This window comes from Streptomyces sp. NPDC007164 (genome assembly GCF_040634135.1).
Classification (GTDB): domain Bacteria; phylum Actinomycetota; class Actinomycetes; order Streptomycetales; family Streptomycetaceae; genus Streptomyces; species Streptomyces sanglieri.
In genome coordinates this window covers 1-21,972 of sequence record NZ_JBEYFB010000022.1, presented here as the reverse complement: position 1 = coordinate 21,972, position 21,972 = coordinate 1, and the positions used below count along the sequence as shown (strand labels likewise).

The window sequence follows — 21,972 nt, the reverse complement described above, 5'->3', positions numbered from 1 at the left end:
GTCACAACGCGTGACGCCTCCCGATGATTCCCGCTGTCGGGAATCCCGGTCCGGCCGCCGCGGCGACTCGTCGATAGTGGCACGGTCCGTCGCACTCGTCACCCGGGTTTACCGCTGTCCGGCGGGCTTGCTGCTGTGCCAGTCCGGGTGCCCCGGCATCGGCGGGGTCTTCTTCCCGTACAGCCAGCCGTCGAGGAACGAGGTCAGGTCGCGGCCCGCGGTCCGGGACGCCAGGCGGACGAAGTCCTCGGTGGTGGCGTTGGAGTCCCGGTGCTTCTTCACCCAGCTCCGCTCCAGCCGGTCGAAGGCGCTCTCGCCGATCTCCTGGCGCAGCGCGTAGAGGATCAGCGCGCTGCCGTCGTACACCACCGGCCGGAACAGGCTGATCTTCTGTCCAGGCTCCGGGGCGTCGGGGCGGGCCGGCGGGCCGCCCGCTGCCCGCCAGCCGTCGGACCTGGTGTAGGCCTCGCGCATCCGGCGTTCCAGCGGCTTGTCGGCGTGGTCCTCGGCGTAGCGGGCCTCGTACCAGGTGGCGTGTCCCTCGTTGAGCCACAGATCGGACCAGCGCTGCGGGGAGACGCTGTCGCCGAACCACTGGTGGGCGAGCTCGTGCACCATGATCGATTCGAGGTACCACTCGGGGTAGTCGGTCCCGACGAACAGGGAGCGCTCGAAGAGCGAGAGCGTCTGGGTCTCCAGCTCGAAGCCGGTTTCGGTGTGGGCGACGAGCAGTCCGTACGTCTCGAAGGGGTAGCGGCCGACCTGCTGTTCCATCCACTCCAGCTGGGCAGGGCTCTTCCTGAGCCAGGGTTCGAGGCGCTTGCGGTCGGCGGTGGGCACCACGTCGCGCATCGGCAGCCGGTGCGGGCCGGTCCGGTGCAGGACGGTGGACCGGCCGATGGAGACCTGGGCCAGTTCGGTGGCCACGGGGTGCTCGGTCCGGTAGGTCCAGGTGGTGTCGGCACCGTGCCGGACCGTACCGGCGGGCAGTCCGTTGGCCACCACGGTGAGGTCCTTGGGCGCGGTGACCCGGAAGGTGAAGTACGCCTTGTCGGCGGGGTGGTCGTTGCTCGGGAAGACCCGGTGCGCGGCGTCGGCCTGATTGGCCATGGCCAGGCCGTCGGCGGTGGGCAGCCAGCCGCCGCTGTCCCGCTCGCCGGTGGGGTCGCTGGTGTGCCGGACGGTGATGTGCAGCGGCACTCCGGCGGGGAGCCGGCCCATGGGTTCGATGACCAGGTCCTCGTCCTCGACGGCGAAGTCGGCGCGCAGTCCGTTGACTTCGACCGAGCGGACCTTGCCCCGGGTGAAGTCGAGGTTGATCCGGTCGAGCGGTTCGGTGGTCCGCGCGTCGATCCTGGTGACGGCGTCCAGCGGCTTGGTGTTGTCGCCGTGGTAGGTCAGTCCGATGTCGTAGGCCCGGACGTCGTACCCGGGGTTGCCGAGGTGAGGAAAGAGCGGATCGCCGATGCCGAGCGGCACGGGTGAGGGGATGGTGGCTGCGACGAGGGTGGCTGATGCGGTGGCCAGCAGGGCGGCCCGCAGACGGCGGGAGATGAACGGCATGAACTACCGCTACCAGCGACGTCCCGCCGGACCGGCGCGGCGCGCGCCGCGCCACCCGAACGAGATACCTGTGGCGGATGGCTCCGCCCGGCGGAGTCAGACGGTGACGGCGCGGTGCTTGGCGCGGCTCACGTCGTACACCCCGGGCACGTCACGCATGGCGCGCATCAGGGCCGGCAGTCCGGCCGCGTCGGGGAGTTGCAGGGTGTAGGTGTGCCGGACCCGCTGTTCGCTGGGCGGTTCGACGGTGGCGGAGATGATCGCCGCGTCCGCCGTCGCGATCGCCTCGGTGAGGTCGGCGAGCAACCGGGGGCGTCCGAAGGACTCGGCGACCAGTGTGACCCGGCACTCGGTGGCGTCCGTCCAGCTCACCTCGACCGGTGACCGGCCGACGGATCGCATCCGGGCGACGGCGCGGCATTCCTGCCGGTGCACGGTGACGGCGCCGCCGCGTACGACGAATCCGGTGACGGCGTCGGGGGGTACGGGGGTGCAGCAGCCCGCGAGCCGTACGGGGGCGTCCGGCCGGTCCGCCACGGCGCTCGCGGCCGTGGCGGGCCCGCCGCCGGTGGTCTGCTGCGGCTGCGGGCCGGGCCTGGAGTGGCCGGGCTGCCCGGGTCCGGTCCGGGCGGGCCGGCCGGCGTGCGGGCCGTGGGTGTCCTCGGGGTGGGCGTCGAGCCAGCCGGTGATGGCGATGCGGGCGGCGGGGGTACGGGCGTGGTCGAGCCAGTCGGGCGAGGGGCCCGAGGCGGCGTCCTCGGCAAGCAGCAGCTGCACGGTGTCGCCGTCGCTGAGCACGGTGCCGAGGGTGGCCAGGCGGCCGTTGACCCGGGCTCCGATGCAGTTGTGCGCCTGGTCGCCGTACTGCGCGTAGGCGGCGTCGACGCAGCTGGCCCCGGCGGGCAGCCCGAGCGTGCCGCCGTCGGTCCGGAAGACCGTGACCTCCCGGTCCTGGGCCAGGTCGGCGCGGAGCGTGGTCCAGAAGGTGTCGGGGTCCGGGGCGGACTGCTGCCATTCGAGGAGCCGGGAGAGCCAGCCCGGCCGGGTGGGGTCGGCGCGCTCCCCGTCCGCGGGTTCGGCGGGCTGGGGGCCGGTGCCGCCGTCCGCGGCGTACGGATTGCCGAGGGCGATGACTCCGGCCTCGGCGACCCTGTGCATCCGGTGGGTGCGGATGAGGACTTCGGCGACCGCCCCGTCCTCGCCCACGACGGCGGTGTGCAGCGACTGGTACAGGTTGAACTTGGGGGCGGCGATGAAGTCCTTGAACTCGGAGATCACCGGGGTGAAACAGGTGTGCAGTTCACCGAGCACGGCGTAGCAGTCGGCGTCCTCGCCGACGAGCACCAGCAGCCGGCCGAAGTCGGTGCCGCCCAGTTCGCCGCGTTTGACGCCGACCCGGTGCACGGACACGAAGTGGCGTGGCCTGATGAGGACTTCGGCGGGGATGCCGGCCTCCCGCAGCACCGTCGTGACGTTCTCCGCGATGGTCGCGAGCGGGTCCTGCCTGGCGGCGCCGGAGCCCTCCGGCCGCGCGGCGGCGTCGATCAGCGCGCGGGTCCGTTCGTACTCCTCGGGGTGGAGGATCGCGAAGACCAGGTCCTCCAGCTCGGTCTTGAGGGCCTGCACGCCGAGCCGTTCGGCCAGCGGGATCAGTACGTCCCGGGTGACCTTGGCGATCCTGGCCTGTTTCTCGGGCCGCATCACGCCGAGGGTGCGCATGTTGTGCAGCCGGTCGGCGAGCTTGATGGACATGACCCGGACATCGTCCCCGGTGGCGACGAGCATCTTGCGGAAGGTCTCCGGTTCGGCGGCCGCGCCGTAGTCGACCTTCTCCAGCTTGGTCACGCCGTCGACGAGATAGCAGACCTCTTTGCCGAACTGGTCCCGCACCTGATCGAGGGTCACATCGGTGTCCTCGACGGTGTCGTGGAGCAGCGATGCGGTGAGCGTCGTGGTCTCCGCGCCGAGCTGGGCGAGGATCAGGGTGACCGCGAGCGGGTGGGTGATGTACGGCTCGCCGCTCTTGCGCGTCTGGCCCCGGTGCGAGGACTCCGCGAGTACGTAGGCCCGGCGCAGGATCGAGAGGTCGGCATCCGGGTAGTGGGCCCGGTGGGCCTCCGCGACATGGCCGATGGCGTCGGGCAGCCGGTCGCGGGAGACGGGGCCGAGCAGCGCGACACGGCCGAGCCTGCGCAGATCGATCCGGGGACGGCCCCGCCTGCGGATGGGGGCACCTGGGCTGGTGGCCTCTGCGCTCATGCGGCACCTCCGGCGACGTCGACCGGCGGTGGGGAGATGCGGTCGCGCCTCCGGGCCGGTGCTTGATGCTACCGAGCCCACCACGTGGCGGAGTCCCGCTCTCGCCCAGCGTGAAACGGATCACCCATTCGAGCGAAGTCCTAACCGGTCACCGTTTCGAGCCAGACGGGGTCGATCACGCCCTCGGCGACGATCACGGCGGGGCCGGTCATCTCGATCTCGCCGTCCGGCATCTCGGTGATCACAAGGGTGCCGCCCGGCAGATCGACCGTGTACGTGACCGGGGTGCCGGTCTCCGCGGGGTCCGCGCCGTCCCTGCGAGCCGCGGCGACGGCGACTGCGCAGGCGCCCGTGCCGCAGGAGCGCGTCTCGCCGGAGCCGCGCTCGTGGACCCGCATGGCGACGTGGCGCGGTCCGCGGTCCACGACGAATTCGATGTTGACGCCGTCGGGGTAGACGGCCGCGGGGCTGAAGGGCGGTACGGAGAGCAGGTCGCCGGCGTGGGCCAGATCGTCGACGAAGGCGACCGCGTGGGGGTTGCCCATGTTCACGTTGCGGGCGTTCCAGCTGCGGCCGTCGAGGCTGACCGTGACGCCGTCCTCGGGCAGGAGCGCGCGCCCCATGGAGACCGTGATGGCGCCGTCCTTGGCGATGTGCACCTTCTTCACGCCGCCCCGGGTCGCGACGGCGAGGTCGCCCTCCTCGACGAGTCCGGCGCGCTGGAGGTACCCGGCGAAGACCCGGACCCCGTTGCCGCACATCTCGGCGATCGAACCGTCCGCGTTGCGGTAGTCCATGAACCATTCGGCCTCGGCCGCCATGGCCTGTGCCTCGGGGTGCGCGGCGGACCGTACGGCGTGCAGCAGCCCGTCACCGCCGATTCCGGCCCGGCGGTCGCAGAGCCGGGCGACGGCGGACGCGGGCAGGTCGATGGCGTTGTCCGGGTCGGGAACGATCACGAAGTCGTTCTCGGTGCCATGACCCTTGAGGAAGGCGATCTGCGAGTTGCTCACAGGGCAACTGTACGAAACGGCGCCGACAACCGGCGTCCCCGGGCCGTCCCGCGGGCGCCGGCGTGACGCCGGGACCTGCGTGAAGGGCCGGCGCCGGCCGTCACTGGAGCCGTGCGACCCGCCAGACGGCCAGGGCGACCAGCGCGCCGCCGACGACGACGTACAGGGCGATCACCCGCCAGTCGGAGCGCTCGCCCGAGCCGCGCTGGGGCAGGCCGGGCCAGGTGTAGCCCACCCGCCGGGCGGCCATCATGCCCCAGCCCGCGGCGCAGCAGCTGATCAGCAGGCCGAGCATGGCCACCACCGCGCCGCCGTCGCCGAACTCGAAGGCCAGCGGGAAGGCGAACATCAGCGATCCCACCGCGGCGAGCATGACGATCGGTGCCAGCTGCCAGATCCGCAGCCGGCGCGCGGGGCGCAGCTCGACCTCGACCTCGGGGGTCGCTTCGAGCTCGTCCGGCCCGTCGGGGCTCAGACTTCCCGCCCCGTGCAGCTCGTCCGGTGCGTCTTGTTCAGTGTCGCGAGGGCCGGCCTCCATCGCCACGCGCCCTCCCAACTCGGACTCCACTGGTCGATCGATGCTCGATGATGGCACGCTCCAGGTCGCCGAAATGACGGGCAGGGCTTCCCGATGCCATCACGTGATCAGGCTGTAACCGCTCGTTCGACCAACGCCAGCGCCTGGCGCGGGAGTTCCCCGCGGTGTTCCGCGGCGCCGCTCAGCCAGTGGACCCGCGGGTCGCGGCGGAACCACGAGTCCTGACGGCGGGCGAATCGCTTGGTGGCGCGGACGGTCTCGGCCCGCGCCTCCTCCTCGGTGCACTCCTGGGCCAGCGCGGCGAGCACCTGCTGGTAGCCGAGCGCCCGGGAGGCGGTCCGCCCCTCGCGCAGGCCGTGGGCCTCCAGGGCGCGCACCTCGTCCACCAGGCCGGCCGCCCACATCCGGTCGACCCTCAGGGCGATGCGTTCGTCGAGTTCGGGGCGGGCCACGTCGACGCCGATCTGGACGGTGTCGTACACCGCATCGTTACCGGGGAGGTTGGCGGTGAAGGGCTTGCCGGTGATCTCGATGACTTCGAGGGCCCTGACGATCCGGCGGCCGTTGCTCGGCAGGATGGCCCGGCCGGCTTCGGGGTCGGCGGCGGCGAGCCGGGCGTGCAGCGCTCCGGAGCCGCGCTCGACCAGTTCCTCCTCCAGCCTGGCCCGTACGCCGGGGTCCGTGCCGGGGAACTCCAGGGCGTCGATGGCGCCCTTCACGTAGAGGCCGGAGCCGCCGACCAGGACGGGGGTGCGGCCGGCGGCGAGCAGCCGGTCGATCTCGGCGCGGGCCAGCCGCTGGTACTCGGCGACGCTGGCGGTCTCGGTGACGTCCCAGATGTCCAGGAGGTGGTGCGGGACGGATCCGCGTTCTGCGAGCGTCAGCTTCGCGGTACCGATATCCATCCCCCGGTAGAGCTGCATGGAGTCGGCATTGACCACTTCGCCGTCGAGCTGCTGAGCAAGAAATACTCCCAGATCGGACTTTCCGGCCGCAGTGGGACCGACGACGGTAATGACCCGCGGTGCGGGAGCTGTGCTTCTCACTGCCACAGTCTCGCAAACCTCCGGCGCTCTTCCCGAACGAGTGAGGTGACCGGCCGGGAACGGGAATCGTTCACCGTCCCGGCCAGGACCCGTCCGCCACCCGTCCGGCCAGCTCCTCCGGGCGACGCGGTTCCTCGTGCACACCAGTAGAATTCACATTGAATATGGGCGCTTTTTCATGGTTTGAAGAAGCGCTCGACCGTAGTCCCCCAGCAGGGAAGGTGCCCGATGGGCTTCCTGGACAATTTGAAGGCCAAGCTGAGCCCCGCCAAGGACAAGGTCGGCGAACTCGCGCATCAGCACGGGGACAAGATCGACCAGGGGCTCGACAAGGCCGCACGGACGGTCGACGAAAAGACCAAGGGCAAGTACAGCGACAAGATCGAGTCCGGCGCGCGGAAGGCCAAGGACGCGGTCGAGCGCCTGTCCCACAAGGACGAGGGTGGTACACCGCCCGCTTCCAAGGACGAGGGTGGTACACCGCCCGCTTCCTGACCGTGAACTGATCAAGTCCGGGTGACGGCCGTGGAGCGGCACCGCTGCACGGCCGTCGCCCGCGGGTCCCCGGGCGGCGGCTCAGGACCAGGCGGCGACCAGGTAGCCCACGCCGTACGGGGCGTCCTCGTACAGCAGCCGTCCGGTCAGGCCCGCCCCCTGTGCCGCACCCGCGAGCACCTGCCAGGGCGCCCGGCCCGCCGCCTTCAGTTCGTACGCCAGTGACTCGTCCAGCGCGATCAGCGCGTCCGGGTCCGCCGCGCCCAGCGCGCGGGCGGCCGCCGCGTCGAAGGCCTCGGCGCGTTCGTCCAGATAGCCGGGGGCCTTGAGCGTGCGGCAGGCGCTGCCGTCACCCATCACGAGCAGCGCGACCCGGTCCGCCCTGGCGGCCAGGTCCCGCCCGGCGCCCGTACAGCGGTCGGCCGCCAGCGGCTCCCCCACGCCCAGCCCCTCCACCGGCGCACCGGCCCATTCCGCGCGGGCCAGCAGCCAGGCGGCGACGGCGAGGGACGGCGGCAGCGGGCGGTCCGTCGCCGTGGCGAGACCGCGGCCGAGCCGTACGCCGAGGTCGACGCCGAAGCCCCGGAAGGTTCCGGTGGTCCCCTCGGGGTGCGGTCCGCGGTCCGGCGGGTCCGCGGGCCCGACCACGATCAGCAGATCGGGGCGCGCGGCGGCGAGCACGCCGAGGGCGTCGGCACAGGCGTCCCGCAGGGTGTCGAGCTCGGGCGCGGCACCGGCGGCGACCTCGGGTACCAGCAGGGGTGGGCAGGGACAGACAGCGGCGGCGACAAGCATGGTCGGCAGCGTATCGTCCGGGCGCTGCGGGCCGGCCACCTCGGGTGGCGGCCGGGGGCGAGCGCGCAGGCCGCCGTCGGGCGGCCCGGTGTCAGTCGCAGCCGCAGCCCGGGGCCGCCGCGGCGGGCAGCGGTGCCGGGACTCCGACGGTCGGCAGTCCCAGCATCACTCCGGCCGGCTCGGCGGTCTCGGCGGCGTTGCGCTTCTCCCAGGCGTCCCCGGCCCCGGTCCGCCGCACGGCGAGCGGTGCGCCCTCGGCGAGCAGGTGGTGCGGGGCCGCGTAGCTGATCTCGACGGTCACCACGTCACCGGGGCGCACGTCCTCGTCCGGCTTGGTGAAGTGGACCAGGCGGTTGTCGGGGGCCCGGCCGGAGAGGCGGTGGGTGGCGCCGTCCTTGCGGCCCTCGCCCTCCGCGACCATGATCTCCAGCGTCCGGCCGACCTGCTTCTTGTTCTCCTCCCAGGAGATCTCCTCCTGAAGGACCGACAGGCGCATGTACCGCTCCTGGACGACCTCCTTGGGGATCTGCCCCTCCATCTCGGCGGCCGGGGTGCCGGGGCGCTTGGAGTACTGGAAGGTGAAGGCGTTGGCGAAGCGCGCCTCGCGGACCGCGTGCATGGTCTGCTCGAAGTCCTCCTCGGTCTCGCCGGGGAAGCCCACGATGATGTCGGTGGAGATGGCGGCGTCCGGCATCGCGGCGCGCACCTTCTCGATGATGCCGAGGAAGCGCTCCTGCCGGTACGAACGCCGCATCGCCTTGAGGATCGTGTCCGAGCCCGACTGCATCGGCATGTGGAGCTGCGGCATCACATTGGGCGTCTCGGCCATCGCCGCGATCACGTCGTCCGTGAAGTCGCGGGGGTGCGGCGAGGTGAACCGGACCCGCTCCAGGCCCTCGATCTGCCCGCAGGCGCGCAGCAGCTTGGAGAACGCCTCGCGGTCACCGATGTCGGAGCCGTACGCGTTCACGTTCTGGCCGAGCAGGGTGATCTCGGAGACGCCCTCGGCGACCAGGGCCTCGATCTCGGCGAGGATGTCGCCGGTGCGGCGGTCCTTCTCCTTGCCGCGCAGCGCCGGGACGATGCAGAAGGTGCAGGTGTTGTTGCAGCCGACGGAGATGGAGACCCACGCCGCGTAGGCGGACTCGCGGCGGGTGGGCAGCGTGGAGGGGAAGGCCTCCAGGGATTCGGCGATCTCGATCTGCGCCTCCTCCTGGATACGGGCGCGCTCCAGCAGCACGGGCAGCTTGCCGATGTTGTGCGTACCGAAGACGACGTCGACCCAGGGGGCGCGCTTCACGATGGTGTCGCGGTCCTTCTGCGCGAGGCAGCCGCCGACGGCGATCTGCATGCCCGGCCGCTTGGTCTTCATCGGGGCGAGCCGGCCGAGGTTGCCGTAGAGCTTGTTGTCGGCGTTCTCCCGCACCGCGCAGGTGTTGAAGACGACCACGTCGGCGTCACCGTCGGAGCCCTCGGCGGCACGTACGTAACCCGCGCCCTCCAGCAGCCCCGAGAGCCGCTCGGAGTCGTGGACGTTCATCTGGCACCCGTAGGTGCGCACCTCGTACGTTTTCAAATCGTCCACTACTCCACCAGCCACGTCGTTGCCGCTCACCCGTCCAGGGTAAGGGCTCCGACCGGGCCCCGATGATGGATACCCCGCCCGGTGACCGCCCGCCGCCGGGAAGCGGCCCTGGTCATCGCCGGAGCGGGCTGGCAGGATCGCCGCCATGCTCCAGGCACTCTCCCGTATCGGCAGGCGACGCGTTCTCCAGTTGTGCACCGCCCTCGCCGTCGTGCTCGGGCTGCTGCTGTGGTGGCTGCTGCCGCTGGGGCAGCCGGCCCCGACCGGAACGCTGACCTTCAGTACCGGTGTGCGCAGCGGGGTCTACCAGCGTTACGGCGAGCGCCTCAAGGGCGACCTGGCCAGGGATCTGCCCGAGGTGTCGATAAGGCTGCAGACCAGTGAGGGATCGCAGCAGAACATCGCCCGGGTGGCGACCGGGAAGGCCGACTTCACCATCGCCACCACCGACGCCCTTGCCACCTACCTGCGCGGCGGCAAGCCCGGCGCGGACCGGCTGCGGGGCTGTGTGCGGCTGTACGACGACTACATCCAGCTGGTCGTGCCCCGCGACTCGGAGGTCCGCAAGGTCTCGGACCTGCGCGGCAAGCGGGTCGGGGTGGGGCAGCGGGGTTCGGGCGTGCGGCTGGTCGCCGACCGGCTGCTGACGGCCGCGGGGCTCGACCCCGAGAAGGACGTGACACCGGTCTCCGCCGGTATCGACACCATGCCGAAGCAACTGGAGAACGACCGCCTCGATGCCTTCTTCTGGTCCGGCGGGCTGCCCACGTCCGCGGTGCAGGAGCTGTCGGCCCGGTTCGCGATCCGGCTGGTGCCGCTGGAGGCCGGGCTGGTCAAGGAGCTCCAGGCGGCGGGCGGGTCCGCCCGCTACTACCGTTCGGCGATGATGCCCGCCGACGCCTACCACAATGCGCAGCAGGACCAGGCGGTGCCGACGGTCGCGGTCGCCAATGTGCTCGTGACCACGGAACGTTCCGATCCGGCGATGACGGAGGCGTTCACCCGGACCGTGATCGACAGCCGGGACCGGATCGGGCGCGAGGTGCACGCGGCCCAGCTGGTGGATCTGCGTACGGCGATCTACACCGATCCGCTGCCGCTGCACGAAGGGGCCAGCCGCTACTACCGCTCGGTCAAGCCCTGATCGCCCTTCTTCCTCTCTTCTTCGTGCCGTTCCGCTCAGCCCTGCGGGCCGTTGCGCGGCACCGAGACCGTGACCCGCAGCCCGTGCGGTTCACGGGCCGCGTAGCTCAGGGAGCCGCCGCCGGCCGCCAGGAGCGCCTGCGAGATGGAGAGCCCGAGGCCGGAGCCCTGGATGTTCTGGTGCTGGGTGCTGCGCCAGAAGCGGTCGCCGATGCGTTCCATCTCCTGCCCGGTGAGGCCGGGCCCGCGGTCGGTGACGACGACCGTGACGTCGTCCCGGCCGGAGGCGACCGTGACGACGACCTCTTCCCCGGCAGGGGTGAACTTCAGGGCGTTGTCGATGATCGCGTCGAGCGCGCTCGACAGCGCGATGGGATCCACCCAGGCCGTTACCGCGGGCGAGCCGTCCGCCCGGAGCCGTACCCCCTTCTCCTCGGCGACCGGCCGCCAGGACGCGACGCGCTCCGCGGTGAGCGCACCGATGTCCGTGAGCTGCAGATCGGCCGCGGCGTGTTCGGCCAGCGCCAGGTCGAGCAGGTCGTCGAGGACCTGGGCGAGGCGCTTGCCCTCCGTGCGCACGGAGGCGATCTCCTCGTTGCCCTCGGGGAGTTCGAGGGCGAGGAGCTCGATCCGCAGCAGCAGAGCGGCGAGCGGGTTGCGCAGCTGGTGCGAGGCGTCGGCGACGAAGGCGCGCTGCTGCTCCAGCACGTCCTCGACGTTGTCGGCCATCTCGTTGAACGACCGGGCCAGGCGCCTGAGTTCCGGTGGCCCGCCGGAAGCCGCGACCCTCGATCGCATGCGTCCGCTGGCGATGTCGTGGGTGGCCGCGTCCAGTGTCCGCACCGGCAGCAGGACCCAGCCGGTGAGGCGGATCGCGGCGCCGACGGCCACCAGCATCGCGACCGCTTCGCCGGCCGCGATCAGCAGCCAGCCGCGGATCGTGCGCGAGCGCATCCCCTCGGTGGGCGAGTCGAGGACCACCACGGCGACGACATCGCCGTCCCGTACGACGGGTGAGGCGACGACGACCCGGCCGTTCTGCCACGGCCAGACCTGCGGCGGATCGTGGCTGCGCCGCCCGAGCAGGGCCTCCTTGAACGCCTCGCGCCCCTCCCCCTCCAGCGGAAGCTGCCAGGCGGCGGGGGCCTTGGCCATGGCGCTGTCGTCGCGGCGGAAGACACCGGCCCGGATGCCGTACACGGACGCGTAGGTGTCGAGCTCATTGCGCAGGGTGCGCCGGCGCTCGTCGTACCCGGCGGCCGGATCGGTCATGAACTGCGCGAGTGCGGCGAAGCGTGCCGTGTCGTCGATGCGGTCGATGACGACGCGCTGCTGCTGGGCGGCGGCCACGCTGACGGCCAGCGGGAAGCCGAGAGCGAGCAGCACGCCCGCCATGAGAACGATGAGCAGGGGAAGCAGCCGGGTGCGCACCTGGGTCGTACGCCTCTACGCGGACGGCGCAACGAGGCGGTAGCCGACTCCGCGCACCGTCTCGATCAGCGCGGGCAGCCGCAGCTTGGAACGCAGGGACGCGACGTGCACTTCGAGCGTGCGCCCCGTGCCCTCCCAGCTCGTGCGCCACACCTCGCTGATGATCTGCTCCCGGCGGAACACCACGCCGGGGCGCTGGGCAAGCAGCGCGAGCAGATCGAACTCCTTGCGGGTGAGCTGGACTTCCGATCCGTCGACGCTGACCCGGCGGGTCGGCAGCTCGATGTGGACATGGCCGAGACGCAACCCGGCGACGGGCATGGGCACGGTGTCCTCGCCCGGTGCGTTGCGCCGGCTGACGGCGTGGATACGGGCGAGGAGTTCGCCGGTGTCGTACGGCTTGACCACGTAGTCGTCGGCGCCGAGGTTGAGGCCGTGGATCCGCGACCGTACGTCCGCGCGCGCGGTCACCATGATCACCGGGGTGGAGGTGCGCTTGCGGATCTTGCCGCACACCTCGTAGCCGTCCTGGTCGGGCAGGCCGAGATCGAGGAGCACGACACCGAACGGCTCCGTGTCGGCGGGCAGCAGCGCCTGCAGGGCCTCCTCGCCGCTGCGCGCGTGCACGACCCGGAAGCCGTGCCGGGCCAGGATCGCGGAAAGGGCGGCGGCGACGTGGTTGTCGTCCTCGACGAGCAGCAGTCTCATGGCCTCCCTCTCCGTTTCTCGGACGGCTTTCCTGGATGGTTTCGACGGGGCGCCTGCCGGCGGGTGTCGGCGGGTGTCGGTGCGGTCTCTCGTACACTCCCCGTCACTTCCCCGTACCGAGGCGTTTCACGTCATGGCGTACCAGGGCATCCACTCCGATGAGAGGCAGATCAGTCAAGGCCCGCCTGCCGCATCCGGCCATCTGTTATCCACCCGGTACGCCGCAGGCGTCACATCTCGCGCACCCTTCACACGGAGTGTCCGGTTGCCGCCGGATCGTTATCCTCAATTTCCGCTCAGATGTAATGACGCTGGTAGCACCGCGTCACTAGGGTCCTTGCCAACCGAGGAGGACGGAGCATGAAGCCGATGAGCGGAGTTTCAGTGACCAAGGGTGCCGGGGACGCCGCGCCTGCGGCGGACGACCTTGTCGTACTGAGCAACGTCAACAAGCACTTCGGCGCGCTGCATGTACTCCAGGACATCGACCTGACGATCGCGCGTGGCGAGGTCGTGGTCGTCATCGGGCCCTCCGGGTCCGGGAAGTCCACGCTGTGCCGCACGATCAACCGCTTGGAGACGATCGACTCGGGCGCGATCTCGATCGACGGGAAGCCGCTGCCCCAGGAGGGCAGGGAGCTGGCCAGGCTGCGTGCCGATGTCGGCATGGTCTTCCAGTCGTTCAATCTCTTCGCGCACAAGACGGTGCTCGAGAACGTGATGCTGGGCCAGATCAAGGTCCGCAGGACGGACAAGAAGGCCGCCGAGGACAAGGCCCGTTCGCTGCTGGACCGGGTGGGTGTGGCGACGCAGGCCGACAAGTACCCCGCCCAGCTCTCCGGCGGTCAGCAGCAGCGCGTGGCCATCGCGCGGGCGCTGGCGATGGACCCGAAGGTGATCCTCTTCGACGAGCCGACATCCGCGCTCGACCCGGAGATGATCAACGAGGTGCTGGAGGTCATGCAGCAGCTCGCCCGGGACGGCATGACGATGGTCGTCGTCACGCACGAGATGGGCTTCGCGCGCTCGGCCGCGAACCGGGTCGTCTTCATGGCGGACGGAAAGATCGTCGAAGAGGCCACGCCCGACCAGTTCTTCAGCAACCCGCGCAGTGACCGGGCCAAGGACTTCCTGTCGAAGATCCTTCACCACTGACGACAACGACCTACGGCATAAGGAAAGTTCACATGAATCTCCGCAAGTCGGCCGCCGTCGCGGCCATCGCCGTCCTCGCCCTGACAGCGACCGCCTGTGGTGGCAAGGAGGGCTCGGCCGGCGACAAGCCGTCCGGCACCAAGCCCGGCGCCTCGGGCGCCCCCGAGCTGCCGAAGTACACCGTCGCATCCGGCGTCGACCTGGACTCGCCGGCCTTCAAGGCGGCGAAGAAGCGCGGCAAGCTGATCATCGGCGCCAAGGCCGACCAGCCCTACCTCGGTTTCGAGGACCAGTCGACGAAGGAGCGGTCCGGCTTCGACATCGAGATCGCCAAGATGATCGCCGCCGACCTGGGCTTCTCGAAGGACCAGATCGAGTGGAAGACCGTGGACTCGGGCATCCGTGAGACCGCGATCTCCAAGGGGCAGGTCGACTACTTCGTCGGTACCTACACCATCAACGACGAGCGCAAGAAGCAGGTCGGCTTCGCCGGCCCGTACTACAAGGCAGGTGCCGACCTGCTCGTGCGCAAGGACGACACGTCCATCACCGGCAAGGACGCCGTGAAGGGCAAGAAGGTCTGCTCCATCGTCGGCTCCACGCCGCTCCAGGAGATCAAGAAGCCCGAGTACGGCGCGGATGTCGTCGAACTGGCCAAGTACTCCGACTGCGTGCAGCAGTTGCTGACCAAGCAGGTCGACGCGGTCACCACCGACGACTCGATCCTGAAGGGTTACGCGGCGCAGAACAACGGCAAGCTCCGCGTCGTCGGCAAGCCGTTCACGGAGGAGCCCTACGGCGTGGGTCTCAACAAGGACGACAAGGTGCTGCGCAACGCCATCAACGACTCGCTGGAGAAGCACGTCAAGGACGGCACGTACCAGAAGATCTACGAGGCGACCCTGGGTCTGTCCGACTCCGAGTACACCGCTCCGCCGGCCGTCGAGCGTTACTGACGCCACCGGTTGACCGAAGTGTCCCGTACGCGCCTCTGCCTCCCCGAGCGCGTACGGGGCACCCCTTCTCCCCTGCCCAGATGCCGCTGCCTGCCGACGCGGAGACCTCATGAATGTACTGCTCGACAATTTTCCAGAGTTTCGCGACGGCTTCATAGGAACCGTGTCGATCACCGCTGTCAGCTCGGTCATCGCGCTGGTCCTCGGTGTCCTCGTCGCCGGGCTCAGGGTCTCGCCGGTGCCGCCGCTGCGGATCTTCGGCACCGCGTGGGTGACGCTGCTGCGCAACACCCCTCTGACTCTCCTCTTCCTGGTCTCCTTCTTCGTCGTGCCGGAGATCTTCTTCCCCGGCATGAGCCCGTTCCTGCTCGGCTCGCTGGCACTCGGCTTCTACACCTCGTCGTTCGTGTGCGAAGCGGTCCGCTCCGGCATCAACACCGTTCCGCTGGGCCAGGCCGAGGCCGCCCGCTCCATCGGCATGACGTTCTCCCAGACGCTGCGGATCGTGGTGCTGCCGCAGGCCACACGGACCGTCATCCCGCCGCTGAGCAGCATCTTCATCGCGCTCACCAAGAACTCGGCGATCGCCGGCGCATTCAGTGTCACGGAGCTGTTCGGCTGGCAGAAGCTCATGAGTGACCGGGGTTACGCCATCGCTCCCGTCTTCATCTGGGTGGCCCTCGGCTATCTGGTCGTCACCTTTGCCATCAGCGGTCTGTTCTGGCTGGTCGAACGTCGTATGGAGGTCGCCCGATGAGTGCCAGCGTTCTCTACGACACACCGGGCCCGAAGGCCGCCGTACGCAACCGGCTCTACGCCGTGGCCGGGTCCCTGGCCATCCTGGCCCTGCTCGTCCTCAGCTTCGTGCGGCTGTCCGACAAGGGGCATCTGGCCCCCGAGATGTGGGACATCTTCAACTACTCCGGCATCCGGCAGAACATCGCCGACGCCGTACTCGCGACCCTGAAGGCCTTCGGCCTGGCCGCGATCGGCTCGCTGATCCTCGGTGTGATCCTCGCGGTGGGCCGTCTCTCGGACCACAAACCGGTCCGCTGGCTGGCCACCGCGTTCATCGAGCTGTTCCGCTCCATCCCGCTGCTGATCACCATCTACGCGATCTGGGTCGGCTTCCTCACCGACTACTCGATGTGGGCGCTGGCGCTCGGCCTGTCGGTCTACAACGGCTGTGTCCAGGCCGAGGTGTTGCGCGCGGGCATCAACTCCGTGCCCAAGGGACAGGGCGAAGCGGCGTACGCCCTCGGTATGGGCAAGACCCAGGTGATGGTCAGCGTGCTGATCCCGCAGGCAGTACGAGCCATGCTGCCGACGATCATCAGCCAGCTCGTGGTCACTCTCAAGGACACCTCTCTGGGCTTCATCATCCTGTACCCGGAGCTGCTTCAGACCGCCCGTCTGATCGCCTCCAACACCCAGGTGAACGGGCAGTACCCCTACGTCTCGACCATCATCGTCATCGGCGCCATCTACATCGGCATGTGCCTCCTGCTCTCGGCACTCGCCACCTGGATCGAGAAGCGCGGACGGCGGGCCAGGTCCGGGGGCGCACCGGGGACCACCGGTACGCCGTCGCCCGCGGTCGACGGCGCGAGCGCCGTCTGACGGCTCGTCGTACGAGGTTCCCGAGGGGCGGTGGCGGATGAGCCACCGCCCCTCGCCGCCTTCCGGTGTCGCTTGACGCGGGCACCGGCAGTAGGTTGCATACGTTCTGTGATCGCGCCCCCTGTCCTCTCCGTCGCCACGCCTCCTCAACCCGCCATCCATCTTTCGATCCGCTCGCTTCTCGCGTCCGCGTCATCCGAACGGATCTCAGGAGCCGCGCCGTGGACCCGGTGATCGTCGTCGGCGCCGGGCCGGTAGGCCTGGCGCTGTCGCTCGCCCTCGCGGCGCAGGGCGTTCCCTCCGTCCTGCTCGACGAGGACCCGGGCAAGGACGAGACGCGCCCCGCACGCACCGTGGTGCTGCGCGAGGACACCGCGGCCCTGGTGGAGCGGCTGGGCTGCAAGGCGCTGCGGCACGAGGGAGTGCGGTGGTCCGGGTGGCGGTCGATGCGGCGCAAGCAGCTGGTGCGTGAGCTGCCGCTCGGCGAGGACTCCGCCGAGGGCGATCCGTTGCCGGCCCCCGTCCATCTGCCGCAGCACGTCCTGACGCGGGAGCTGAGGGACGCGGTGGCCGCGCAGGAGCTGGTGCGGGTGGCCCCGTACAGCCGGATCGACACTCTGGAGCAGGACGCCACCGGCGTCACCGTGCACACCAGGGAGCCGAACGCGACCTGGTGGCGCGGGAGTTACCTGGTGGGCTGCGACGGCGCCAGGTCCACCGTGCGCAAGCTGCTCGACATCCGGTTCCCCGGGCGTACGGCGGTGGAGCGGCACGCCGTCGCGGCGCTGCGTACCGAGCTGCCCTGGCCCGGACAGGCCGTGCTGCACCGGCTGCCGCCGTGGCGCACCGGCGGCGCCGAGGTCACGGCGCGGCCGCTGCCGGACGGCGTCTGGCGGCTGGACTGGCTGCTGCCGCCGCGCGGCGAGCTCGTCACCCCGGACGCGCTGATCACCCGGGTCCGGGACACCCTGGCGGGCTGGTGCGGGGAGACGCCTCCGTACGAGCTGCTGGACACGGGCGTCTACACGCTGCACCACCGGCTCGCCCTGCGCTGGCGGGTGGACCGTGCCTTCCTGGCCGGTGACGCCGCCCATCTGCTGGGCGCACTGGGCACCCAGGGGCTCGACGAGGGGCTGCGGGACGCCGAGAACCTGGCCTGGAAGCTGGCCCAGGACTGGCACCACGGCACCTCCGACGTACTGCTCGACAGCTACCAGGCCGAGCGCCGGGCCGCGGTCGCCGCGCGGCTGCGCGCCGCGGACCAGTCGCTGCCGATACTGCGTGGCGGCGGAGGGCTGCGGACGCTGGTACCGGGGAGCGCACGGGAGCACGATTCGCTGCTCGCCGACGGACATCTGGGCTGTGGCCCCCTCGGTGCGCCCCCCTCCTACTCGCATTCGCCCCTTGCGCCCCCACGCGCCGAGGCGCACACATCTGTCGGTACGCCCCCCGGTGCGCCGGTGGCCGATGTGCGGGTGACGGCCCCCGACGGGACGACCGTACGGCTGCGGGAACGGCTGGGACAGGGGCATCTGCTGGTGGTTCTGGTGGCGCCCGGGACCGGGGTCTGGGACCGGCGTCACTGGATGACCGCAGGTGTCATGCCCCGCCTCGCCGCCGCCGTCGACGCCCTGCCGATGAAGGGCGAGCTGCTGGTGACGGAGAGCTACCCGGGGGCGTCGGCGCACACCGTGCTGCTGGTCAGGCCGGACGGTCATCTCGTGGCGTCGTTCGGCGGGGTGCAGCCCCGGGATCTCTTCGCGGCGGCGGACGCGGTACGTGGTGGGGCGGTGCGCGCGGCTCTTCGTTCCGACCAGACCGCGGGCATCAATTGACCGATGCGGACGCAGATGGTGTACTCCGGAACGTGACCGACACCGATGTGCGCCTGTGGCGGAGGGTCCATATGGACCTCGTCCGCTATGCGGGCTGCGTGTGTCGGCCGTCCTGCTGAATCGCCTTCCCCTGCCCCGCCGTGCGCGCTGCCGTACGGGCGGGCCTCCGCGCGAACCCTCAGGACGGTCCCTGTGTCTGCCCCTTCATCACCCTCTGTACGCATGTCCTCCGCCGCCGATGCCGCTTCCGGCCCGACGGCCGCGGAGCTGCTCGATTTCGTCCGCCGTGTCGCCGCCGACGCCGAGATCGTCGCCTCGCTCCCCCTCGATCCCGAGGGCCGTACCTGGATCCAGCTCGAAGGGCCCGGCGGCAGCGAGGCGTGGCTGATCGGCTGGCCGCCGGGCACCGGTACGGGCTGGCACGACCACGCCGACTCGGTCGGCGCCTTCACCACCGCGGCCGGCACGCTCAAGGAGCTGTCGCTCGCCGCCCGGCTGCCCACCGACGGCTGGAAGACCCTCGAACTCACCGAGGGCATCGACCGTTCCCGCGAGTTGGCCACCGGCCAGGGCAGGGCGTTCGGCCGCCATCACGTCCACGAGGTGCTGAACGAGTCGGACTCCGAGCATGCCGTCTCCGTCCACGCGTACTACCCGCCGCTGCCACGGATCCGGCGCTACAGCCGCAACGGTGCGCTGCTCCGCCTTGAGCAGGTCGAACGGCCGGAGGACTGGCTGTGAGCGACAGCCACGAGGGCGACACGGAGCCGGTCGGGGCTGAGGGCGAGGCTGAGGCTGAGGGTGGGGCTGAGGTCGGGGCCGGGATCGGGATCGATGAGCTGCTGGAACAGGTCCGGGCGGGCTACGTCCGGGTCGGCCCGCAGGAGGCGTCCGCCGCCTCTGCGGACGGCGCACTCCTCGTGGACATCCGCTATGCGGAGCTACGTGAACGGGACGGACTGATTCCGGGAGCGCTGGTCGTCGAGCGCAATGAACTGGAGTGGCGCCTCGACCCGCGAGGAAGCCACCGAGCCCCACAGGCGGTGAGCCACGATCTCCGGATCGTGGTGATCTGCAACGAGGGCTACGCATCGAGCCTCGCCGTCGTATCCCTGCGACAGCTGGGACTGCACCGGGCAACCGACCTGATCGGCGGCTTCCAGGCGTGGCGCGCCGCAGGGCTACCGGTCGTCGAGGTGTGACGGGCGGGGCCCAGGTCTCGGGGTGACGGGTGGAGCCCGGGCCTCGGGGTGACGGGCGGAGCCCGGGCCTCGGGGTGACGGGCGGAGCCCGGGCCTCGGGGTGACGGGCGGAGCCCGGGCCTCGGGGTGACGGGCGGGGCCCAGGTCTCGGGGTGACGGGCGGAGCCCGGGCCTCGGGGTGCGAACCAGGCTCGGGTTTCCCGGCGCAGGGTTGCAAGGCCCGGGGCCTGGGTGTGAATCGGCCGGGCAGCGTGGTGGCGGCCAGTGCGGCGGCGGCGCGGCGGTGCCCACCCGGCACGAACAGGGCGGCACTGCGGTGGGCACCGTGTCGCCGGGCGTAGCGGCTACTGAAGGCGGCCGGCCCGACCGACCCGGCCGATCCGCTGCCGAGGACTGCGGGGACCAGCGGGACGGACTGCGCCGCAGCGGGGCAAAGGGCGGGGGCAGGTCCGTGGCCGAGGGCTGTCCAGGTAGCAGCCGACCTGGTCATGAGGCGGCGTCAGATCACCGACTGCCGGCCCGCGACTGTAGGCAGCGGCGCCGGTGACGAGCGATTCACCGGTCGAGTCACGAACTCCACAGCGACCGCGACGCCCGCCCCGTACCCGCCCCTGCGCAGGCTCTCCACCCCGCAAGGCGTCTCCGCCTCACTCCTCAAGGCATCCCCGGCCCCACCTCACACCCCGCTCCGTGCGCAGATACCTGCTTCTTCCCACCCGCCACCCGCCACCCGCCACCCGCGCACTGGAGCCTGCCGTGTCTCATCCCGTCCGGAGCCGCCCCGTCACGCCGCCCGCGATTCCCCCGAATCCGCCCCGACACACCCGAACGCCACGCTCCGGTGGAGCAATCCCCGTACCCGACGGACATTCGCCTCAACGCCAAGGACCGACGTGACGGAGACCTCGCACCCATGCCGACCCCCGCCCTCACCCTCACCCCCGATCAACTGGACGCCCAGGCCGCTCGCCTCCATGACACCGAGGCGTGGCAGCAGATCGTCACCGGCTGGGAAGCCACGGCCCCCGACCCCGTAACTTCCTCCCCCGCCGCCCCGGAACAGCTGCCGCCCGGCCGTGAGCCGGCCGACTGGCGCGATCTGCTGTCCGTGCCGGTCGATCAGCTCATCGCCGACTCCGTTCGTGCCCTGCCTGCGACCGCGCCGCGCGAACGGCCGCTTCCCGGGCGATTGGGTGCGGTCCTCCCCGACCGGCTCCACTCCTGGCGGCGCATCGGCCAGCCCGAGGTGCGGCCCTCCACGCACCTCGCCTACGCGAGGCAGATCCTGACCGAATGGGGCTGGCAGAACACCCCGTACCGGCTCCGCAACGCACGCGGCGCACGGTGCATCTGCGGTGCCCTCCTCACCGCGCACCGCCTGGGCTACGGCTCCCTCGACACCGTGGACCGGGCCGGCGCCTGGCTCGTCGCCGAACTCCGCTCCCAGGGCTGGACCGGGCTGATCGGGCCCTGGAACCGGTGCCCCGGCCGCACCGCCGCCGACGCGCTCGCCCTGATCGACGCCACCATCACCCGCGCCGCCCTCGCCGGGCAGTGATCGCTCCGCCCTCCCCCGCAGGGGGCCCGACCATGGGCGGCCACACCTCCAACGCTCCCCCGTACCAGTCCGTACGCGCCCGGTCAGAAGGGCTCGTCCAGACCCTCCGTGTCCTCGCCCTCTTCCTCCAGCGCCTGCCGCACGACCCGTAGGGCCATGCCCTCCCCGTACCCCTTGCGCGCGAGCATGCCCGCAAGGCGGCGCAGCCGCTTGTCCCGATCCAGGCCACGGGTGGAGCGCAGTTTTCGCGCGACCAGCTCGCGGGCGGTCGCCTCCTCCTGCTCCGAGTCGAGCTGCCCGACGGCCTCGTCGATCACGGCGGAGTCCACCCCCTTGGTGCGCAGCTCACGGACGAGAGCTCGGCGGGCCAGTCCGCGTCCGTGGTGCCGGGACTCCACCCAGGCGTCCGCGAACGCCGCATCGTCGATCAACCCGACGTCCTCGAAGCGCGAGAGCACTTCTTCGGCCGCCTCTTCCGGGATCTCCCGCTTGCGCAGGACGTCCGCAAGCTGCTTGCGCGTGCGCGGGGTCCCGGTGAGCAGGCGCAGACAGATGTTGCGCGCCTGCTCGACCGGGTCTCGCGGCTCCCCCTTCTCGGCCCTCGACGAGGAAGGGGAGCCGCTGCTCCTGGTGCGGGAACGGGCACGACGGCCTGCTCCCTCGCCGAATCCGGCGTCCGAGCCCGTGTCACGGCCGGGACCGGCCTCGGCCTCGTACGCGCCCTCGGACCCGGCCATGTACTCGGCGGCGTCTCCGCGACCGGGTCCGGCGTGCTGGTCAGTGGCGCTGACCGGCCACTCCGTACGACGCGTCACGGTCTAGCTCTTGGCCGCCGCGGTCTTGGCCGGCTTGGACTTGCCGGCCGGGGCGGGCACCGACTTCGCGCTGTCGGCCGGAGCCACGGCACCGCCTGCCGTGTCCGTACCGGACTCGGCGGCGCTGTCGTCGGGCCTGACTCCGACACCCAGCTTCTCAAGGATCTTCTTCTCGATCTCGTTGGCGAGATCGGGGTTGTCCTTGAGGAAGTTGCGGGCGTTCTCCTTGCCCTGGCCGAGCTGGTCGCCCTCGTA

At 71.0% G+C, this 21,972-nt stretch carries 21 protein-coding genes and 1 pseudogene; 11 read left to right on the top strand and 11 right to left on the bottom strand.

Translation table 11 applies throughout. The annotated features are described in order from the left end of the window. Positions 1-108: 108 nt before the first annotated feature. The 5 genes from ABZ622_RS25085 to miaA form a co-directional block, all read right to left on the bottom strand. A complete protein-coding gene (locus ABZ622_RS25085; RefSeq protein ID WP_360546722.1) occupies positions 109-1,563 on the bottom strand; it encodes a M1 family metallopeptidase in 1,455 nt (484 codons plus the stop codon). A 96-nt stretch (positions 1,564-1,659) separates the two neighbouring features. Continuing rightward, entirely contained in the window at positions 1,660-3,822 is a 2,163-nt protein-coding gene (locus tag ABZ622_RS25080; RefSeq protein WP_360546720.1) for an HD domain-containing protein, read from the bottom strand. A 140-nt stretch (positions 3,823-3,962) separates the two neighbouring features. Continuing rightward, on the bottom strand, positions 3,963-4,835 hold the full coding sequence (dapF, locus tag ABZ622_RS25075) for a diaminopimelate epimerase (protein ID WP_360546718.1): 873 nt from the start codon (positions 4,833-4,835) through the stop codon (positions 3,963-3,965). A 100-nt stretch (positions 4,836-4,935) separates the two neighbouring features. Further along, positions 4,936-5,373, bottom strand: a complete 438-nt coding sequence (locus ABZ622_RS25070) for a hypothetical protein (protein WP_360546879.1) — start codon at positions 5,371-5,373, stop codon at positions 4,936-4,938. Between the two features lie 107 nt (positions 5,374-5,480). Beyond that, positions 5,481-6,419, bottom strand: a complete 939-nt coding sequence (miaA, locus tag ABZ622_RS25065; protein ID WP_360546716.1) for a tRNA (adenosine(37)-N6)-dimethylallyltransferase MiaA — start codon at positions 6,417-6,419, stop codon at positions 5,481-5,483. A gap of 228 nt (positions 6,420-6,647) precedes the next feature. On the opposite strand from miaA, the gene ABZ622_RS25060 reads away from it, so the two are divergent. Beyond that, positions 6,648-6,914, top strand: coding sequence for an antitoxin (locus tag ABZ622_RS25060; RefSeq protein ID WP_266911380.1), 267 nt, complete (start codon positions 6,648-6,650; stop codon positions 6,912-6,914). Positions 6,915-6,995: 81 nt separating this feature from the next. On the opposite strand, the gene ABZ622_RS25055 is transcribed toward ABZ622_RS25060, so the two are convergent. Next, positions 6,996-7,709, bottom strand: coding sequence for a class III extradiol dioxygenase subunit B-like domain-containing protein (locus ABZ622_RS25055; protein WP_360546713.1), 714 nt, complete (start codon positions 7,707-7,709; stop codon positions 6,996-6,998). Positions 7,710-7,800: 91 nt separating this feature from the next. After that, positions 7,801-9,294, bottom strand: coding sequence for a tRNA (N6-isopentenyl adenosine(37)-C2)-methylthiotransferase MiaB (gene miaB, locus ABZ622_RS25050; protein WP_360546710.1), 1,494 nt, complete (start codon positions 9,292-9,294; stop codon positions 7,801-7,803). Between the two features lie 145 nt (positions 9,295-9,439). Between miaB and ABZ622_RS25045 the strand changes: the two genes are divergently transcribed. Beyond that, positions 9,440-10,438, top strand: coding sequence for a TAXI family TRAP transporter solute-binding subunit (locus tag ABZ622_RS25045; RefSeq protein WP_360546707.1), 999 nt, complete (start codon positions 9,440-9,442; stop codon positions 10,436-10,438). Positions 10,439-10,473: 35 nt separating this feature from the next. Here ABZ622_RS25045 and ABZ622_RS25040 read toward each other — a convergent pair whose 3' ends face one another. Both ABZ622_RS25040 and ABZ622_RS25035 read right to left on the bottom strand, forming a co-directional pair. Continuing rightward, positions 10,474-11,868, bottom strand: coding sequence for a HAMP domain-containing sensor histidine kinase (locus tag ABZ622_RS25040; RefSeq protein WP_360546705.1), 1,395 nt, complete (start codon positions 11,866-11,868; stop codon positions 10,474-10,476). Between the two features lie 15 nt (positions 11,869-11,883). Continuing rightward, on the bottom strand, positions 11,884-12,576 hold the full coding sequence (locus tag ABZ622_RS25035) for a response regulator transcription factor (RefSeq protein ID WP_124720932.1): 693 nt from the start codon (positions 12,574-12,576) through the stop codon (positions 11,884-11,886). Between the two features lie 369 nt (positions 12,577-12,945). Here ABZ622_RS25035 and ABZ622_RS25030 point away from each other — a divergent pair, with 369 nt between their 5' ends. From ABZ622_RS25030 to ABZ622_RS24990, 9 genes are all read left to right on the top strand, one after another. Then, positions 12,946-13,731, top strand: a complete 786-nt coding sequence (locus ABZ622_RS25030; protein WP_360546703.1) for an amino acid ABC transporter ATP-binding protein — start codon at positions 12,946-12,948, stop codon at positions 13,729-13,731. Between the two features lie 32 nt (positions 13,732-13,763). Then, a complete protein-coding gene (locus ABZ622_RS25025) occupies positions 13,764-14,687 on the top strand; it encodes a glutamate ABC transporter substrate-binding protein (protein ID WP_360546701.1) in 924 nt (307 codons plus the stop codon). A gap of 109 nt (positions 14,688-14,796) precedes the next feature. Next, positions 14,797-15,444 (top strand): amino acid ABC transporter permease, encoded by a 648-nt coding sequence (locus tag ABZ622_RS25020; RefSeq protein ID WP_189546771.1) that lies wholly within the window; start codon positions 14,797-14,799, stop codon positions 15,442-15,444. Next, entirely contained in the window at positions 15,441-16,307 is an 867-nt protein-coding gene (locus ABZ622_RS25015; protein ID WP_360546698.1) for an amino acid ABC transporter permease, read from the top strand. The genes ABZ622_RS25020 and ABZ622_RS25015 overlap by 4 nt, the downstream gene beginning before the upstream one ends. Positions 16,308-16,528: 221 nt before the next feature. Further along, positions 16,529-18,142, top strand: coding sequence for an FAD-dependent monooxygenase (locus tag ABZ622_RS25010; RefSeq protein ID WP_360546696.1), 1,614 nt, complete (start codon positions 16,529-16,531; stop codon positions 18,140-18,142). A 32-nt stretch (positions 18,143-18,174) separates the two neighbouring features. After that, a complete protein-coding gene (locus tag ABZ622_RS25005; protein WP_311605579.1) occupies positions 18,175-18,261 on the top strand; it encodes a putative leader peptide in 87 nt (28 codons plus the stop codon). Positions 18,262-18,364: 103 nt separating this feature from the next. Next, on the top strand, positions 18,365-18,883 hold the full coding sequence (locus ABZ622_RS25000; RefSeq protein ID WP_360546694.1) for a cysteine dioxygenase: 519 nt from the start codon (positions 18,365-18,367) through the stop codon (positions 18,881-18,883). 83 nt (positions 18,884-18,966) lie between these two features. Beyond that, positions 18,967-19,344 (top strand): rhodanese-like domain-containing protein, encoded by a 378-nt coding sequence (locus ABZ622_RS24995; RefSeq protein WP_360546877.1) that lies wholly within the window; start codon positions 18,967-18,969, stop codon positions 19,342-19,344. Between the two features lie 913 nt (positions 19,345-20,257). Further along, complete coding sequence (locus ABZ622_RS24990) at positions 20,258-20,902, top strand: hypothetical protein (RefSeq protein WP_360546692.1); 645 nt, start codon at positions 20,258-20,260, stop codon at positions 20,900-20,902. A gap of 83 nt (positions 20,903-20,985) precedes the next feature. Here ABZ622_RS24990 and recX read toward each other — a convergent pair whose 3' ends face one another. Continuing rightward, positions 20,986-21,717: a recombination regulator RecX gene (recX, locus tag ABZ622_RS24985; RefSeq protein ID WP_360546690.1), complete on the bottom strand. Its 732-nt coding sequence runs from the start codon at positions 21,715-21,717 to the stop codon at positions 20,986-20,988. Between the two features lie 3 nt (positions 21,718-21,720). Continuing rightward, a pseudogene (locus ABZ622_RS24980) lies at positions 21,721-21,972 on the bottom strand (DNA recombination/repair protein RecA); the annotation flags it as partial.

What these genes read in the sequence shown, in the direction of transcription:
- ABZ622_RS25085 (WP_360546722.1), bottom strand. Translation starts at nt 1,563, where the DNA reads ATGCCGTTCATCTCCCGCCGTCTGCGGGCCGCCCTGCTGGCCACCGCA.
- ABZ622_RS25080 (WP_360546720.1), bottom strand. Translation starts at nt 3,822, where the DNA reads ATGAGCGCAGAGGCCACCAGCCCAGGTGCCCCCATCCGCAGGCGGGGC.
- ABZ622_RS25070 (WP_360546879.1), bottom strand. Translation starts at nt 5,373, where the DNA reads ATGGAGGCCGGCCCTCGCGACACTGAACAAGACGCACCGGACGAGCTG.
- ABZ622_RS25060 (WP_266911380.1), top strand. Translation starts at nt 6,648, where the DNA reads ATGGGCTTCCTGGACAATTTGAAGGCCAAGCTGAGCCCCGCCAAGGAC.
- ABZ622_RS25055 (WP_360546713.1), bottom strand. Translation starts at nt 7,709, where the DNA reads ATGCTTGTCGCCGCCGCTGTCTGTCCCTGCCCACCCCTGCTGGTACCC.
- ABZ622_RS25045 (WP_360546707.1), top strand. Translation starts at nt 9,440, where the DNA reads ATGCTCCAGGCACTCTCCCGTATCGGCAGGCGACGCGTTCTCCAGTTG.
- ABZ622_RS25035 (WP_124720932.1), bottom strand. Translation starts at nt 12,576, where the DNA reads ATGAGACTGCTGCTCGTCGAGGACGACAACCACGTCGCCGCCGCCCTT.
- ABZ622_RS25030 (WP_360546703.1), top strand. Translation starts at nt 12,946, where the DNA reads ATGAGCGGAGTTTCAGTGACCAAGGGTGCCGGGGACGCCGCGCCTGCG.
- ABZ622_RS25025 (WP_360546701.1), top strand. Translation starts at nt 13,764, where the DNA reads ATGAATCTCCGCAAGTCGGCCGCCGTCGCGGCCATCGCCGTCCTCGCC.
- ABZ622_RS25020 (WP_189546771.1), top strand. Translation starts at nt 14,797, where the DNA reads ATGAATGTACTGCTCGACAATTTTCCAGAGTTTCGCGACGGCTTCATA.
- ABZ622_RS25015 (WP_360546698.1), top strand. Translation starts at nt 15,441, where the DNA reads ATGAGTGCCAGCGTTCTCTACGACACACCGGGCCCGAAGGCCGCCGTA.
- ABZ622_RS25000 (WP_360546694.1), top strand. Translation starts at nt 18,365, where the DNA reads ATGTCCTCCGCCGCCGATGCCGCTTCCGGCCCGACGGCCGCGGAGCTG.
- ABZ622_RS24990 (WP_360546692.1), top strand. Translation starts at nt 20,258, where the DNA reads ATGCCGACCCCCGCCCTCACCCTCACCCCCGATCAACTGGACGCCCAG.